This is a genomic window from Candidatus Fukatsuia endosymbiont of Tuberolachnus salignus, from assembly GCF_964030845.1.
GTDB lineage: Bacteria > Pseudomonadota > Gammaproteobacteria > Enterobacterales > Enterobacteriaceae > Fukatsuia > Fukatsuia symbiotica.
On record NZ_OZ034983.1, the window covers coordinates 2,747,254 to 2,763,033 of the forward strand.

At 46.2% G+C, this 15,780-nt stretch carries 17 protein-coding genes and 1 pseudogene; 4 read left to right on the plus strand and 14 right to left on the minus strand.

All coding sequences use genetic code 11. The features are described from left to right. Positions 1-2 precede the first annotated feature (2 nt). Complete coding sequence (locus AAHH42_RS13200; RefSeq protein WP_342221329.1) at positions 3-524, plus strand: hypothetical protein; 522 nt, start codon at positions 3-5, stop codon at positions 522-524. 1,526 nt (positions 525-2,050) lie between these two features. Here AAHH42_RS13200 and AAHH42_RS13205 read toward each other — a convergent pair. The 9 genes from AAHH42_RS13205 to AAHH42_RS13245 form a co-directional block, all read right to left on the minus strand. Further along, positions 2,051-2,266 carry an ogr/Delta-like zinc finger family protein gene (locus AAHH42_RS13205; RefSeq protein ID WP_342221330.1) on the minus strand — a complete coding sequence of 72 codons (216 nt, stop codon included), beginning with the start codon at positions 2,264-2,266 and terminating at the stop codon, positions 2,051-2,053. A gap of 79 nt (positions 2,267-2,345) precedes the next feature. Further along, positions 2,346-3,443: a phage late control D family protein gene (locus tag AAHH42_RS13210; RefSeq protein ID WP_342221331.1), complete on the minus strand. Its 1,098-nt coding sequence runs from the start codon at positions 3,441-3,443 to the stop codon at positions 2,346-2,348. Next, positions 3,440-3,904, minus strand: coding sequence for a phage tail protein (locus tag AAHH42_RS13215; RefSeq protein ID WP_342221332.1), 465 nt, complete (start codon positions 3,902-3,904; stop codon positions 3,440-3,442). The genes AAHH42_RS13210 and AAHH42_RS13215 overlap by 4 nt, the downstream gene beginning before the upstream one ends. Positions 3,905-3,916: 12 nt before the next feature. Continuing rightward, on the minus strand, positions 3,917-6,688 hold the full coding sequence (locus AAHH42_RS13220) for a phage tail tape measure protein (protein ID WP_342221333.1): 2,772 nt from the start codon (positions 6,686-6,688) through the stop codon (positions 3,917-3,919). Continuing rightward, on the minus strand, positions 6,681-6,800 hold the full coding sequence (locus AAHH42_RS13225) for a GpE family phage tail protein (protein WP_119797558.1): 120 nt from the start codon (positions 6,798-6,800) through the stop codon (positions 6,681-6,683). Before AAHH42_RS13225 ends, AAHH42_RS13220 begins: the two co-directional genes overlap by 8 nt. A 14-nt stretch (positions 6,801-6,814) precedes the next feature. Next, a complete protein-coding gene (locus tag AAHH42_RS13230; RefSeq protein ID WP_342221334.1) occupies positions 6,815-7,165 on the minus strand; it encodes a phage tail assembly protein in 351 nt (116 codons plus the stop codon). A 161-nt stretch (positions 7,166-7,326) separates the two neighbouring features. Then, positions 7,327-7,842, minus strand: a complete 516-nt coding sequence (locus AAHH42_RS13235; protein WP_119797556.1) for a phage major tail tube protein — start codon at positions 7,840-7,842, stop codon at positions 7,327-7,329. A gap of 12 nt (positions 7,843-7,854) precedes the next feature. After that, positions 7,855-9,024: a phage tail sheath protein gene (locus tag AAHH42_RS13240; protein WP_342221335.1), complete on the minus strand. Its 1,170-nt coding sequence runs from the start codon at positions 9,022-9,024 to the stop codon at positions 7,855-7,857. 98 nt (positions 9,025-9,122) lie between these two features. Further along, positions 9,123-9,704 (minus strand): recombinase family protein, encoded by a 582-nt coding sequence (locus tag AAHH42_RS13245; RefSeq protein ID WP_342221336.1) that lies wholly within the window; start codon positions 9,702-9,704, stop codon positions 9,123-9,125. A 98-nt stretch (positions 9,705-9,802) separates the two neighbouring features. Between AAHH42_RS13245 and AAHH42_RS13250 the strand changes: the two genes are divergently transcribed. Both AAHH42_RS13250 and AAHH42_RS13255 read left to right on the plus strand, forming a co-directional pair. After that, a complete protein-coding gene (locus AAHH42_RS13250) occupies positions 9,803-10,534 on the plus strand; it encodes a hypothetical protein (RefSeq protein ID WP_119797554.1) in 732 nt (243 codons plus the stop codon). Positions 10,535-10,548: 14 nt separating this feature from the next. After that, complete coding sequence (locus AAHH42_RS13255; RefSeq protein ID WP_119797553.1) at positions 10,549-10,977, plus strand: hypothetical protein; 429 nt, start codon at positions 10,549-10,551, stop codon at positions 10,975-10,977. Positions 10,978-11,054: 77 nt separating this feature from the next. Here the strand turns inward: AAHH42_RS13255 and AAHH42_RS13260 are convergent, their stop codons facing one another. The 4 genes and pseudogenes from AAHH42_RS13260 to AAHH42_RS13275 all read right to left on the minus strand — a co-directional run. Continuing rightward, a complete protein-coding gene (locus tag AAHH42_RS13260; RefSeq protein ID WP_342221337.1) occupies positions 11,055-11,216 on the minus strand; it encodes a hypothetical protein in 162 nt (53 codons plus the stop codon). Between the two features lie 32 nt (positions 11,217-11,248). Continuing rightward, positions 11,249-12,604 (minus strand): hypothetical protein, encoded by a 1,356-nt coding sequence (locus AAHH42_RS13265; RefSeq protein ID WP_342221338.1) that lies wholly within the window; start codon positions 12,602-12,604, stop codon positions 11,249-11,251. A gap of 282 nt (positions 12,605-12,886) precedes the next feature. Then, the gene (locus tag AAHH42_RS13270; RefSeq protein ID WP_342221339.1) at positions 12,887-13,117 is read right to left on the minus strand and encodes a tail fiber assembly protein; all 231 of its coding nucleotides are present in this window, start codon (positions 13,115-13,117) and stop codon (positions 12,887-12,889) included. Positions 13,118-13,202: 85 nt separating this feature from the next. Continuing rightward, positions 13,203-13,520 (minus strand): annotated as a pseudogene (locus AAHH42_RS13275) (transposase family protein); the annotation flags it as partial. Between the two features lie 176 nt (positions 13,521-13,696). Between AAHH42_RS13275 and AAHH42_RS13280 the strand changes: the two are divergent. Then, on the plus strand, positions 13,697-14,488 hold the full coding sequence (locus tag AAHH42_RS13280) for an IS630 family transposase (RefSeq protein WP_425286335.1): 792 nt from the start codon (positions 13,697-13,699) through the stop codon (positions 14,486-14,488). A 33-nt stretch (positions 14,489-14,521) separates the two neighbouring features. Here the strand turns inward: AAHH42_RS13280 and AAHH42_RS13285 are convergent, their stop codons facing one another. Continuing rightward, the gene (locus AAHH42_RS13285; protein WP_342221106.1) at positions 14,522-15,766 is read right to left on the minus strand and encodes an IS256 family transposase; all 1,245 of its coding nucleotides are present in this window, start codon (positions 15,764-15,766) and stop codon (positions 14,522-14,524) included. Positions 15,767-15,780: the final 14 nt, after the last annotated feature.

Below are 15,780 nucleotides of genomic sequence, written 5' to 3' on the forward strand. Positions count from 1 at the left end.
ATTTGAAATTTAAGTGGTTACCTGTAAGAAGCAAAAAGAAGGCAGATATCCGGATTGCTTTTAAGGAAGGCGATGGAAATTGGTCAGACTTAGGAACAAATAGTATAAAGACAGCCATGAATGAACCTACCATGAATTTCGACGGTTTTACCGACGATCCTTCTGATGCAGCCTACTTAAAATCGACCACCTTGCATGAGTTTGGGCATGCTTTAGGTTTGCTACACGAACACCACAATCCGGAATGTGGCATCCAATGGAATAAACCGGTTGTGTTAGCCTATTATTTGGATATGTTTGGTTGGGATGCTGCCAAAACGGAGTACAACCTGTTTAAGAAGTATGCCAAAAATAGGACGCAATATACAGTCTACGACCCAAAATCTATTATGGGCTATTATATACCCAAAGAGCATACGCTAGACGGCCATGCGGTGGTCGATCCAACCGAGCTTTCTGCCATCGATAAAAGGTTTATAGCCAGTGTGTATCCACGTAGACCAACTGTTCCGAAATGTTTGTAGTGTCGCTTCTCTGTTTTCATAGAGTTTTTTCCCTGTGAAATAGGACAAAAAGATTACACCCCCTATAATTATGTAGGCTGGGTAATTTCGATTCTGTGGAGAAAATTCTGACTCCGTCGTGTTGGATAAACCTGATGAATTTTTTGCTGACAAAGAATTTGATCTGCTTTTCCTTCGATTATAATCAATGTTCATTAAGATGGTAGCCTAGGAACTGGATTGTGCTCTCCGGACAGTGGAGAATATTACGATAAAGCAGGTGTTAAATCGCTTGAACAATTCAAGAATTTTAACTGGTAAAAAAGGAGGCTACTGATAAATACAATGTTAATTGTTTTATTTATATTAAAAATAATATCCGGAAAGAATAAAAATGGTTACTCCTATGTACCTAGTCGCATTTTAGAGGATTGTTGGATTAACAATATCGTGTTAACTAAAAACAACCCTGCATCACCCTCATCCATGTGTGCAGGGCGGGATTAAACTCATTAATTAACCAATTTTAGATTATAAAACGCTCAATTTATATGTATTAATTAAACATATGAGAGAATTTCGTCTGCTGCAAAATTTTAAGCCGTAGGTCGCTAGTCCGCATCCTGTAGCTGTAGGGTGTACCCAGTAAATTCCCTGAAGTGCTGAAAATAGCACGCTGAATTGAGTTAACCCACTTTTCCAGATGTACCTCAAATCATTTATCTCTCTCTTTTAACTTATTTATTTTTCATTTTTTTATAAATGAAAGAGGGTATGACTAATCTACATCTGCTGACGCCCGAAATGCTGTAAATTGATCGCGTGCTCTGGATTTGGATTCTATTTGCTCCTGTGCTCTACGCTGAGCGGCTTCTGTGGGAGTGGGTCGCACGGTCTTAGGAGACTCCTCTTTATGACATGCCCTGGGTGATATCAAAATCCATGTTGATCGAGATTTTATCCACACTTTGCAATCACCTGAATTCCACGTGGGCACAACCCAAGTAGGAGAGGCCAAAACAGGTGTGGGCAAGAATAAAATTGTTACTGTTTTTAAAAAAGTCTTTATTATTTTCACACGCCATCCTCCTCTCATCCGTTTATAGCTGTAAGTTGCTTTAACCCGATAAAAATTAACTTAAGCACCGTATCCACCTGAGTTTAAGCTCCTGTTCTTAAACAGTCTGTTTAATACAAAATTATAGTGTGATCAAAGTGGAATTCAACTGGACGAGTAACAGCCTTCAGGTGATGTTTAACTCATCACGTCCGCGCGCTCAAGGTGTTTTTCGTCCGGGGTTTTACCAGAGTTTTACCATTTGCGAATTCCAGAAACAAAAAAACCAACACTAAGTGGTTGGTTTAATTGATTAATTTTGGTCGGCATGAGAGGATGTTAACTAGGCATGTATTTAATTGATTTATTTAAATATTTGTACACTACAAGTGAATTTATAGTCCCAGCTGTAGTCCCATAAAAAAGAGTCATCCTACTTTAGCGCATTAATAATCCGGTCTGTATTCGTCACGATAATCACCCCTCCCCCTCAACAACCCCCAGCCTGCTTCTGTTTTTTCAGGTGTGGCGGTGCAGATTGCACATCGTGCGGGGTCACAATGGAACGGACAAAAGTTTCCATGGTGATAAAGGTATGACCACAATTAATGTTGGTACATTGGTGATAACGTTCTTTGGTGGTGCTGGATAAATAACTACTCGTGCGGGTGTGGGCGGCCTGTTTACAGAGATGACAATTCATCATGATTTTGTACTCCATCATCATCCTGACTCCGGTCAGTATTACGGTAATGATATGTTATTACTGATAAAAAATCTTCTTTCTAGGCCATGTCCCCTTTATCAATTTTTACTTCCAGTGTGAGCGCCGTGGTAAAGCCATTGTCGCTCAGGGTATGCGTCGCGGTGGTGAGTGTCCAGTTAGCCTCGTCGATTTCCTGTTTAAATCCGCTGACGTTGATCGGTGTTTCCGGGTAGAGGTCAGCACGGCCTTTGGCGAGCTGAAGAGAGAATTTTGCCACGCCCCGTTGCAGTTGTTGCCATTTTGCTTGGGCTGCCCGCTGCGCATTGGTTTTTGTCGCATAGGTGGTGCGCAGCAGTAAGATATTTTCATCCGTGCCAATCAGATAACGGCCTTTCTTTTCTGTCTTTTTATCTTCTCGTACTGTGCTCGAGTTTGAGCGGCGTTTGACGCTGACGGTTTCTTTTTTTGTGCTGCGGGTGTTGAACCAATGGGCAACTACACCGGTATAGGCACTGCGGTCAGCGACACTGAATTGATGGCTGTCGCCCAGATTACGGATCAGAGTGAAGGCGGGGATCGGTTTTCCACTCGCCGTTTTGCCCCTGCCTGGCGGAATAAAGAGCAATGTGCCTTTCTTGATCGCGGCAATGGCACCCTGTTGCTGAGCCAGGCGTGTGATAAAGTTGCCATCTGATTCGTTAGTCTGGTCGATGTGTGTGATTGTGATCGCAGCCAACGTGGGCGTTAACGCCGCCGTGAGTTTATTACGCTGGGCAATCAGCGTGAGGATGTCACCGAGCGTGACGTTGTGGTAGGATTGCTCACGGCGAATGTTTAAGCTGTCCCTGAAATCCGCACTTCTGCCTCGCAGGGTTAATTTATCCGGTGCGCCGCTGTGTTCAATTTCATCCACCGTAAAAGTGCCTTTGTGGATTAGTGCTTCACCTTGCCAGCCTAATGATACTGAGAGTGTCACCCCTCTGCGTGGTAAAGCTAACTCGCCGTCACTGTCATCGAGTTCAATATCGAGTTGATCCGCTTCAAAGCCACGATTATCCGTCAGTGTGAGCGACATTAAACGCGGTTGCAGGGTCGAGCTGATGTCTTTACCGTCAACATCAATCCGATAGGCTGGACTCGGGTTGCCTGAAAGAAATTTGTCGTCGAGCGGGATCATGATAATAACCGCTTGGCGCTGTCGGCTATTTGTTTCGACAGGTCATCAAACTGTTGAGTCAGATCGCCAAATAGCGTTTTTAGGCTGTCATCGGTGCGTTTCAAACTGAGTGTGAAGTCGATTTTTCGTGCTGATCCATCACTGAAAAAAATACTGTTACTGCGGCTGAGGCTTTCAATCACAAACATGCCGTAAATCGTCCCATTGCCTTCAATCAGTGACCAGGCTTTACCGGTTTCTGCCATCTGTTGCAGTCCCCTCAATGAAAGACGCCCACCGGTCAGTTCCGGATAGAGTACCCCGCTCAAGGTGATGATTTCGTCGTCAGCACCCAGAAACTGGCTTTGTGGCCGTTGTCCTACTCGACTGTTGGTCGGGTGTCGCCAGGCCATTTGATGTTGAACGCGTTGATAGGGTACCGTTTTTAACATAAAGACAAACAGCCCTAATGCCATCATCATGTTGCTGTTTCCTTAATCATTATCCTGGTAGAGGCTGTTGACTTGTGCTCTGGCTCGGCGCTCTCGGGCATCTAGCTGACGGGTGACTTCCCGCGCGATATCCTGTGGGCTGTGGTTGGGCTGGGTGATGATCTGGATCGGGGCATGAATCGATACCGGTGTTTCCTGACGGTGATGCGTATAGGTAACAGGACGGGTGTGATACTGTGTCGCCGGTAAGCTTTGGGGGTGTAAGGGCGCCGCCATGGCCTGATAGCCGGTTAACATCATGCTCGCCGTTGCAGCCATCACCGCGGTTTTTTTACGGCTGAGGATATGAGCAGAACCGGAGACGATTTCTGCCCCTTTCTCACCGACAATACCCCATTTTCCCCGTGGAATATGACCCCCTGTGTCGTATTGCCCTGCGTAGCTCCCTTTATACGATTGGTAAAGCGGGGCGGTGTAATGAGGGCGAGGCCGTACGGGTTGTGTGGCCGCTATCTGGGGTAATTTTGTGGATTTGGCTTCAATCACGCCCAATTTTTCCAGTAACCATGACACACCTTCCCTTAACCGTTTGAGCGGCGTCAGAGCGAGCGTGATACCTGCGGCTAAAGCGTCGCCAAATTTTTCCCCCTTGGCAGCCGCCGTATCCAATGCTTGCGCACTGGCGGTGATTGGACTGAGCAGCTCGCTCAACCCGCCAAACAGCGCCCTGATTTTTTCTGTCAGCCAGTCAAATAGCGGTTGTAACGGAGCAAACGCCTCTTTGATCGGCGCGGCTGCTTGCCTAAATCCTTCGATCAGTCCACGTAAGAATGCCGTCATCGGCTGCCAGTAACGGGTTAAGGTGAGTGCCGTGCCCGCTATCGCTGCTATAACGAGTCCCATCGGACTCAGTAACCCTATTAGCGCAGCAGAGAGTAGACGTAGACCGGTTTGCAGTAATGGCAACGAGGAACGCGCCAGCCAGGCAACCCGCTGGCCTGTTTTGTGTAATCCATGAGATAACACGGGTAACAGTCGTATCCCCAGTACGGAAAAGGTTAATTTTAACACTGCCAGCGGGGCTAACAAGGCTGCCACCGATAAGGCCAGCGTCGCAACACCGACGGTGAACACGGCCAGCACAGTGGCGATTTTCATGAGGGTGGCGGCCAGTTTCGGATTGGCTTCTACCCAATCGCGTATTTTGCGGGTGACGGCTTTCATTTTCGCTATGATGCCCAGCAGTGGACTGCGCAGGGTTTCGCCCAGACTGCTGAAGGTGTTATGTGCGCTGGTTTTGAGCAGCAGCCATTGTGCAGAGAGTGAGTCTTTGTCAATCTCCGATTCCCGTTGCATGGAACCGGTCGCTTTTTGACTGCGGGTGAGGGCGAGCTGGCGGCTGAATTCTTCAATATTGAGCCCCAGTTTGGTGGCATCATCGCCAAACTGTTTACCAAAAATCTGCGTCATATTAACTAATTGCTGGTCTTTGGGCAGTGTTGTGATTTTAGCCAACACTGTTTGCAAGGTACCCACCGCATCATAAGCAATACCCCGTTGCAGCGCCTTCCCGTCGAGGCCCAGGCGGTCAATCGCCTCTTGAAAGTCTTTGGCTTTGATGGTGGCTATCCCTAGTTCACGCACCATCGCTTTGCTGGCGCTGGCGGCAATTTCGGGGGTGGCACCCAGCGACAAGAAAGCGGAACCCAAGGCAGCGGCTTGCCTGAAATCCATTTTATCGGCCACATCGCCCATCCGTTTGAGCACATCGATGATGTCTGCCCCTTTAGATTGGGTGTTATCATCCAAAAAATTGAGGGTATCGCCCAAGGCTTCAATGTTTTTGATCGGAATTTTATACAATCCGGCGATTTTTCCCAGGTCTTCTGCCAGTTCACCGGCCGGTAATTCAAACGCTTTGGCGGCTGTGCAGGCAAAATTGAGCAGGTTATCTTTTTGCTCTTGCCATGAGGCGCTACCCTGCGTGACGCCCATGCGGGCACCCCCTTCCACCAACGCGGCAAAATCAACGGCACCCTGTTCCATCGGTTGCTGTTCTGCTGTGTCTTTGATGGCCTTTTGCAGCTCATGGAACCGTAAAGTACGCTGGCCGTTGTCGTCACGTAAGCCACTGACCTGTTTGGCAACCCCTTTCATCGCATCTTCAATATCACGGTAGCGTTTTACCGTAGCCAGCACCGGCAGGCCCATCGCGATGCCGGCTCCCGTTGCCGCCACGCCCGCGCCTACCAGTCGATGACGGGTGTCACGCAGCCTATTGTAACGGGCTTTGGCGGCTGTCAGCCGTTGTTGCTGGTCTGCCGCCTGTTTGAGTCGGCGTGTCTGTTGTTGTAAACGTTGCGTGTAACGGTCCGTTTCTCTGCTGATACGCGCTGTCGCCCCGGCACTGTCTTTTGCGGATATCCCCATGCGGTGGAGTTCAGCCCGTACTTGCTGTAACTGTTGGGTTTCACTGCGTTGCTTCTGTTCTAGCTGACTGACGGCTTTCCATTGTGCGTCTAAGGCTTTTGTCTGTTTTTTCGTCGGCGCGGTTAACCCTGACATTTCCTGCGTCATCAGCTGAGCGTTGAGACGGGCGCTGCCTAATTCAGTGGACACTTTTTTCAGCGAGGCTTGCAGCGACTGAAAGGCGGTGAGTTTGCTTCCTGCGGTGTTCAGCTGCCCCAGGGCATCGCGCGAGGATTTCACCGCCGCTGCCAGCTTTTTATGACCGGCCTGCATCGTTTTCAGGGGACGAGTGACTTTGTCTACCGCACTCATCACCACCTGTAATCTGAGGTTTTTGTCACTCATCTTGTGCACCACGGCGAATAATGGCTTTCTCACGCCAATCCAGTAATTCGGTTAATGTCATGCTGCCAGTAACGGACGGCGGCCAGTGAAAAAGCATCGCAATGTCAGCCATGAGATCTTCTACCGTTAATCGGGCTGGAAACTGGACTTCACCGACTTCGGTAACAAAAAATAGATCAGCTCGACACTGAGGCGATACAAATCCGCCGGGTCCAGTGCCATGATGTCACTTTTTGTGAGCGCTGGCGTGGTAACACGCGGTAAGACGATCATCAATGCATCGACATCGGTTTCTAATAATGCTTGAATTTTTGCTCCGCGTAAGGCACCTGCCAAGGGTTTACGCACCGTGATGTCATTGAGTGTGCTCTCCCCTCTGACCAGCGGGGTATCCAGTGTCACGCTGGCCGAGGTTTTATTTTCTTCCGATGGGGTGATAATAACATCGTTGTTTTGTGTTGCCGTGGGTTTGCTCATGTTTTGCTCCAAAAATAAACAAGAATGCGATCAGGTTCGCAGACTACACTGTAACGTCCTTTAAGAATGTGTTTGCCGTGTGAGGCAAACCCTAATTTATTTAAGGGTAAATCAAAATCTGCACGGCTCCCTCATCAGGAGGTTACTGTGTGAACCGCGACTTACAGACCGATTGCCCGTCGGTGTTCTTGCAATAAATCGTTGCCATTCGAGATTTCAATCATATTGAGGGTGTCAATTTCGACAATCACCTCGTTATTTATCGTCAATTTGTAGTAGGTGTTTTTTGATGAAATCTTGGTCTGTGAGTTATCGCCCTGTTTGTAGTCACCGCTGTCAATTTCCTGATGACGCCCGCGCGTCACTATCTCGATGGATGTGATGTCACCGCTATCATCGCGTTGCAATGAACCGGCGAAGCGCAGTTGCACGCCGTCGATTTTAGCACTGCCCCATTGTCGGTAAAGCTGGGCTTCAACACCACCAATTGTCCACTCCATGTCGATTGCGCCTTCTTCCAGCCCTAAATCAATTTTAGCGCTGCCGTTCATGCCACCACCACGGTAGTCTTCCAGTTTGCGTACCAGTTTGGGCAAGGTGATCGATTCAACAACGCCTTGATAATTATCGCCGTCGTTAAACAGGTTGAAATATTTGAGTTTGCGTGGTAATGCCATAGTGTTCCCCCCTTAAGTGCCCTGTTGTGCCAGATTGATAAGATAACGATCAGTAATGCGTTGACGGAGCAGCAGATTTTCCAGTGGGGGCACCGGTGTGTAGTCGTAATCAATCACCAGTTTTCCGGCCTTAAGAGCGTCTTTGTCGTTGCGGGTTTCATCGAACCAGCAGCTACCGTCGATAAGATGACCCGCTGATTTCAGTGTGCGAAAGGTGGCGCTGATGCTTTCCACGATATCCTTGATTAATGAGGGATGTATCGGTTTGTCTACTGCCCACAGGTGTGCATCCGCTAAGGTATCGGCCAGCACCTGTGCCGTGCGGGTGTAATTTTCAAACTGAAACAGCGGGTCATCAGAGCAGGTACGTGACCCCCAAAAGCGGTAGCCGTCTTTGCGGATCAGCGTGGTAACGGCATGCTGATTCAAGAGATTGGCATCGGTCGCGCTGTTTTGTAAATCCCAATAGACATCGGCAGAAATGCCGGTGACACCGTTGATACCGACGTTAGAAAGCGTTTTGTGCCAACCGGTTTGCTGGTCGATTTTTGCTCGCAGCCCGAGCGCACGCGCGGTAGCAAAGGCGGTGGTTTCCGCGTGGGTGACGCTGTCCCAGCTGAGAAAATCAGACCAAATCAGCATAGCTTCACGTTGGCTGAAATTTTTGCGGTAATGGATGGCCTCTTCTTTGGTTTTACAGCCGTAAGCACTGAGGTAAGCGAACCCTCGCAAGCGTTGGGCAAGGGCAACCAGTTCGCTGGCAACGGCCTGGGTGTCATGACCCGGAACGCCTAAAATACGCGGTGTCACCCCACATTGGCCTTGGGCGGCGAGCAAGGCGTTGAGGCCGGTTTTTCGCCCCTCAGGGGTGCTGCCTCCGATGATATTCGAAGTCGTTTCGGCTTCATTGTCCCCCTGTGCGACACGAACCACCACAGTGAGTGGCTGAGTTTGATCACTGATGGCCTCCAATGCTCGGGCTAAGGTGCCGGTTTCACCGGCTTTGCCACTGGCGGTGAGGACATCGGTGAGCAGGATCGGGGTATTCAGTGGGAAAGTTTTTGCATCGGCATCGTCAGCGGTACAGACCATGCCGACAATCGCGGTGCTAATAGGGGTGACGGTGCGGGTGCCTTGGTTGATTTCCTGCACACTGACACCGTGATGATAAGCTTGCGCCATGGGGCGGATCTCCGGTTACGATTTCCGCTAGTGTGAGGGGTTTTGCTGTGGTTTGCAGGGGAGTGACCTTGTGTGAGGGAGGGAACAATACCGATTCATCACCCTGCTGACGCGGATAATTCATGTTGTTCCTTGGCCGGAATGTAGCGATAAAGCGTCTTGGGTGAAACTCCCAGCACGATTGCCACGTGACGTAATGGGGTACCCGTGGCAAAGAGTCGTTTTGCTGTTTCGATTACTTCGGGGGTCATCACCCGTTTTCTACCGCCAATACGCCCCTGCAACCTTGCCGCCTCTAAACCGGCTTTTGTGCGCTCAACAATCAATTCACGTTCCATTTCAGCCAATGCACTCATCACATGAAAGAAAAAACGTCCCATTGCGGTACCGGTATCGATATTGTCTGTCAAACTACGAAAATGGATACCTTGGCTCTTCAACTGTTCAATCAAGGAAATTAGGTGATGGACACCACGACCCAGTCTATCGAGTTTCCAGACAACCAGTGTATCGCCGGCAGAAAGTTTTTTAAGCGCTTTCTTTAATCCAGGGCGGTTCGTACTGGATTTTCCGCTTATTTTATCTACAAAAATCTGTTCACAATTGACGCTGATTAACGCATTTCGCTGTAATTGTGTATTTTGGTCATTTGTTGACACCCGAATATAGCCTATTAACACCGTTAGCCTCGTCTAAAAAGCCCGAAAGTATGCCATTAAACAGCGTGTGAGGTTAAAAAAAGTTTCTCAGAAACCTTGGTTTGCGAGAAGCCGCCAAAATGCCTATCGGCACTACACAAAATACCCTCATGAAAGGGGATGATCCCAGAGTTGTGAAATGTGATGTTGATCACATCAACGAGCATGCTTTTTTAGCCGTTAACAAGAACGCGTCTCTCACCGACGTTGCTGGAGAGGCTCCTCAACAACTTCCCGTGGGCATGGGATTACATGCTGGCGGCGATTTTTGGGGAAAATTTGAGGTGGAATTGATGGCGGCCACGTCCGGCGTTGATCCGGCTACGCGTCCAGCCATTGTGCGTGAATTGTTACAGTATATGAACATGGATACTATTCATTTTACCGCTGGCTTTAATATCATGAAGTTAACCATCAAAAAGACCGTCGACGGGTTTGGTTCTTATGTTTTCCATATTCCCAATCAACATATCAAAACAGGGTGTTTTATGAGCTTCGTGCTGTATCACAACATTGTGGGTAATACGGATTGGTGGTGGTGTGACAACGCGGTAAAGGGACGATGGCACCAGAAAACACATCATCTCTTCAGCGGCAAAGCCGCAAGCACCTACCATCGTGGCGGGAAGCTGTCTGATTTATCACGAAAACATGCAGCAGGTGCTTACACCCATGTTGACATTGGCATCAGCGGTAAGCCTACCATAGGCGATGTCCTGTACATCGCGTTGCCACAAGTTATTGCCGGAAAATGGAACCCCGCTCACCGTTGCCCACAGTTTTATAATGTGGGCGCAGGCCTTGGTACATAATGGAGGTATAAAAAATGGATGAAGTTAACACTGATAATCTTAAGCCATCTTTTGCTCGTGATGATGGCTATGTCGTGACCCGTAAAGGTCTGGAATCCAAAGAGACTGTAAAAACAAGAGAATGGATTCGTCAACAGATTGAAACGTTCGCGGATACCCGTTCACGTGAAGGAATTTTAGCGGATGTGTTGGGGTTAATGCTGGTCAATTTCTCGCAACTGACCATGGCGATGGCACAGGCAAAAACGGTGTCAGATATCAAGGCGGCGGCTCAACCCTTGGCCGATATATTCACTGTGATCGATGCAGAAGTGAAAGCGGGTACATTGAAATTACCTTATAGGGTCAAACCTCGCGGAGCACAAGGCGTACTGGCTGATATGAGCCACTTATCGAATGATATTACTGTGGTGTTGCTTACCGAGCAAAAACAGAATCAGTGAAAAAGATATAGCGATAGCTATCTCATTAAAAATCATTTCCACCAATGAAAGAGCGATCTTGCTATTTTAAAACTTATTTACGCCCACATCTGAAACCTATTCCCTGCTTTTTTTTGAATAGGTTCATCAGTTAAGGCATCAAGCAGAGATAGGGCTGTCGTATCACTGCTTTCTTCTAAAGTTATTTTTTTCTTAATAGCATCAATTGATAAGGCATTTATCGGGTTACGGCTATTCACTGTCATTCCTTTTTCTTCAAGAACAAGCTTAACTATTTGCTTTTTTTATCAAAATATTTGAATAGTACGGTGAAGGGTGTCAGTGGTTTAAACAGTACTTCATTCTCACAAGGATCAGTGGAAAAGGCAGAAATATCGGCGCCAGAGTGACCAAAAATATACATCATCTCCTTGTGTTCAGGTTTGGTGGTGTCCGTTGACCTATCTTCTACAAAAAATTTTGCAGTTTTTTCATGTTTTGAAGTGGAGAAAAAATTTCTATCACCAAGGACGTCTCCCTCCTGAAATTGCTCAGGAGGGCCAGATTTACCAAAAATCACTCGGGAGCTGCGCACCGGCGAACCGCGAAATAGTGGGCCTGGAAACATTGTATTTAAAACCAACTCGCTATCATCAAGATTATTACTACAAGATTCACCTCTATTGCCACCTAACCGAGATAACTGCTCAATACCTTGAGATAAGTCTTGAAAGAAACCTTTCCAAGATACAAAATCTTCCGGTGGAGCATTCAGTCCTACCTTGATTTCTTTATTATAGTCTTCATAAGTATAAAGTATCAGAGCTGAAATTGTGATGAGATTTTCTGAGTTTAAGGGATGACGAGTACTACTACATTTTTGTAAAGCTTGTAAGTAGATATACCTAATTTCAATCGGTTTGATGTTTGGATAGCGCTCTTTTAATCGATTACACTGATTTTTTATATTAATAGAATCGCCCAATACAATCTGCCAATAATACAATTTTAAGCGTATTACGATATCTGCAACAAATTCTTTTAGCCGTTGATAGTTTAAACTGAGCATGCTGGTAGTCTTAGTTTTCCCTTCTGGATACAAGTCAAAGTCATCCAAAGTAATACACAATAAATCTAAATTTGGATCCTCTAAAATAATGGAAGATTTAGAAAAATCTATTTTTAAATCCGCTGCCTCACTGAATGAATAAACAGTTTTATTCCTATGCTCTTCAGGCATCACTAACATTAATTTATCTAAATTTTCACCCAATGACTTTTTTGCTAAATGATTTAAGTTCTCGGTTATACGAATAGTAATTATAGATCCAAGATTGTCATTAAATTTAATTTCAAATATTCCTTCTTCATTAAAGGATGTATCAAATAAATCTTTATATTCTGGTTTGATATGTGAGGCCAGTTTCTGAATGCTGTTTGACAGAGTTATTATCTCCTCTTCATTAAGTAGCCATCTTCTCGCAATTTTTTCTATTGATAATATATCAGTAATATTTTTTTGTGTTTGAGTAAGGTGCTGACTAGGAAAAAAATCCCGGATTTCCGACCATAATGTATCAATTTTTCGGTTCAACACCTTTTCTGGGGCATTTTCAACCTGTAGGTTTTGAGGGAAAACTATACTCATCTTTTTTTATTCTCAGAAAGAACACTAAATTTTTTTCATTATTAATGATATAATATGTATTAGAGCATACGGTATTCCCCCTAAATTTATTTCATTAAAATTCAGTACTACTTAGGTAAAAACCAGTGTTATTCCAAGTGTATACCCTTCGCCTTTCAAGTTACTACGGCGTTGGCGGCTCGCACTCATCCCAGTCATGTATACTCCCTGTACACTCCTGGGATTCGATTGATTACGGCCTTGCCGTAACTCGAAATTCATTAGGTATATGTTGATCTCAAATCACCTCAGCACCACCGGCCACTCACTCTCTACCGTCGTAGTATCTAGCCTATTTAACGCCACGCGGTAGTGTTTCCACGTGTTAAGTGCTGCTATTTCATCCTCAGTAGCAATCCCTAACTCCACCGCATCTTGCAGAGGCGCGATTTTCGTCGTCGCTTCTCTAAGTAAATCGCGACGCTTCTCGGCACGTGTTTTCATTCGCTGGGCAGCCAAGGCTTGTTGATGCAACGCGGTAGCCTTCTGCCAGCTGAAGCCCATTTCAGTGAGTTGATATGGATCGGCGGGAACATTAGACCTCTTCGGAAACTCTGATTTATCTAATTTCCATGTTATAAATTGCTGCAATCAGATTAAATCGTAATCCAAAACGTTTTCGCCTGTTTCGATAACGATCTGATACGATTTTAAATCGTTTAATCATACCAATGACATTTTCGTTTAATACACGCTGGCTTGATAACTCACGATTGTTGCGTTTATCTTCTTTTGTTAAGGGATTTTTCTTTGTCTTTTTCTTAGGCAACACCGAGTTTGAATGGATCTTGCCAAGCCCTTGGTAATCTGTATCTGTCACTGTTTTGATTTCAGGATGTATTCGCACGCCAGACTCTTTGAACAACCTATACCCGTGATCAATGAAGATGCTTGATTTTGAAGTCGATGAGGATCATGCTCATAGCCATGAAAATAGAGCTGACTGCTGACCAGAAAATTACCCTCGAAGCCCAACATCGTCAAAGCCATGACCGCCGTGTCTGTGACAGGATCCGGTGTGTTTTGTTGTCCGCAGACGGCTGGACTCCCCCTATGATTGCTCACTCACAGCTCATTAATGAAACCACGGTGCGGCGCCACCTTACAGACTATCATAAACTCAACAAGCTCAAGCCTGAAAATGGCGGCTCCGATGGCTATCTCAATGCGGAACAGACCACGTCGCTGGTTGAACATCTCACCCAGCCGCTCTACCACCACAATCACCAAATTGTGGCCTATATCGCTGGACGCTGGAACATCACCTTTACCGTATCAGGTCTGTATAAAGGGTTGAAGCAGCAGGGCTTTAGCTATAAAAAGCCGAAAGGTGTTCCGCATAAATTTGCCGTTGAGAAACAGCAGCAATTTATAAAGACCTACAGCGAATTGAAAGACGCCGCGGGTAATGACCCCATACTGTTTATTGATGCCGTTCATCCGACACAAACCACCAAAATAAGCTACGGCTGGATACGAAAAGGCCAGGATAAAACGATAGAGACCACCGGGAGCAGAACGCGGTTGAATATCATGGGAGCCTTGAACATCCAGAATGTGGCTAACCCCATAATCCGTGATGATGAGACGATTAACAGCGAAAATGTGGTTCACTTCCTGTCTGCCATTCGCGCGCATTATCCCATCACGACAACGGCACATGTGATCCTCGAGGGTGCAGGCTATCACCGTTCACAGCTTGTGCAAGACGCCGCGCTTACGTTGAATATCCAGCTTCATTACCTTCCGCCGTATAGCCCGAATCTAAACCCGATAGAGCGATTGTGGAAGGTGATGAATGAGCAAACACGAAACAATAGATATTACCCATCTAAACAGAGTTGAGCCTGTACAAGATTCTGTGTAACTGCCGATTCCTCATAAATACACTGATAACCGTTCAGGGTATTCGATCATAAAGTGATTGAGAGCCTGACGCCAGTTTGGTATCGGCATTGTCCACTTTTCTGATGCAGATTCTATTGCCAGATAAATCACTTTTAATGCAGACCCATCATGTGCAAATATTTTGCGTTTTTTTATGGCTTTACGTATCACACTATTGAGTGATTCTATCGCATTTGTTGTATAAATCACCTTGCGAATTTCGTCGGGATAAGTAAAAAATGTGGATAGGTTATCCCAATTTCTGCGCCAAATTTGTACCAGTGTTGGGTATTTTTCACCCCAGCGTCCTTCAAAACTATCAAGCTCTTGCAAAGCATTTTCTTCTGTAGCGGAACGGTAAATGAGTTTTAGGTCGGCACAGAGTGCTTGTCGATCTTTCCAACTGACGTATTTGACCGAATTACGGACTAAATGGACAATGCAAAGCTGGATTTTTGTCTCAGGATAGACCGTGTTGACAGCCTCAGGAAACCCGGTTAAACCATCCATACAAGCAATTAATATATCATTTAAGCCCCGATTCTTTAACTCGGTCAGAATCGATAACCAGGTCTTTGCTCCTTCCGTCTCCGCTATCCACAAGCCAAGGCATTCCTTATGTCCTTCCATATTGATGCCTAGCGCGATATAGACAGATTTATTGATAACCCGCTTATCCTGGTGAACTTTAACGACAATACAATCCAGATAAACAATCGGATACAGATTGTCCAGTGGGCGACTACGCCAGGTGGTTACTCGGTCAATTACCGCATCAGTGACTTTAGATATCAAGGTTGGCGATACCTCAGCATCATAGATTTTTTTAAAGGTTTCGGTAATTTCCCGTGTGGTCATGCCTTGAGCGTAAAACGCTAAAATGTGATCGTCAAAATGGGTCAGCCGAGTTTGCCCTTTTTCAACCATTATCGGGGAAAACTCGCCGTTACGGTCACGGGGCGTTTCTATCGCTAATTCACCGTACTGAGAGGTAATATTTTTTGCAGAATAGCCATTACGACTATTACCGCTGCCACGTCCTTCAGCCGCATTTTTGGCATAACCTAGGTGATGTTCCATTTCAGCACCTAATGCCGCTTCTACTGTCATCTTAACGAATTCATTGAGTATCTTGTTTAGATCAGATTCAGTTTTAATGTCTTTTACCAGCGCCTGAGCTACCTGACGTAGCTGAGATTGTTGCGGGGTATCCGGTAATTTATTCTTTCTTACCATTGTCTATATCCTAT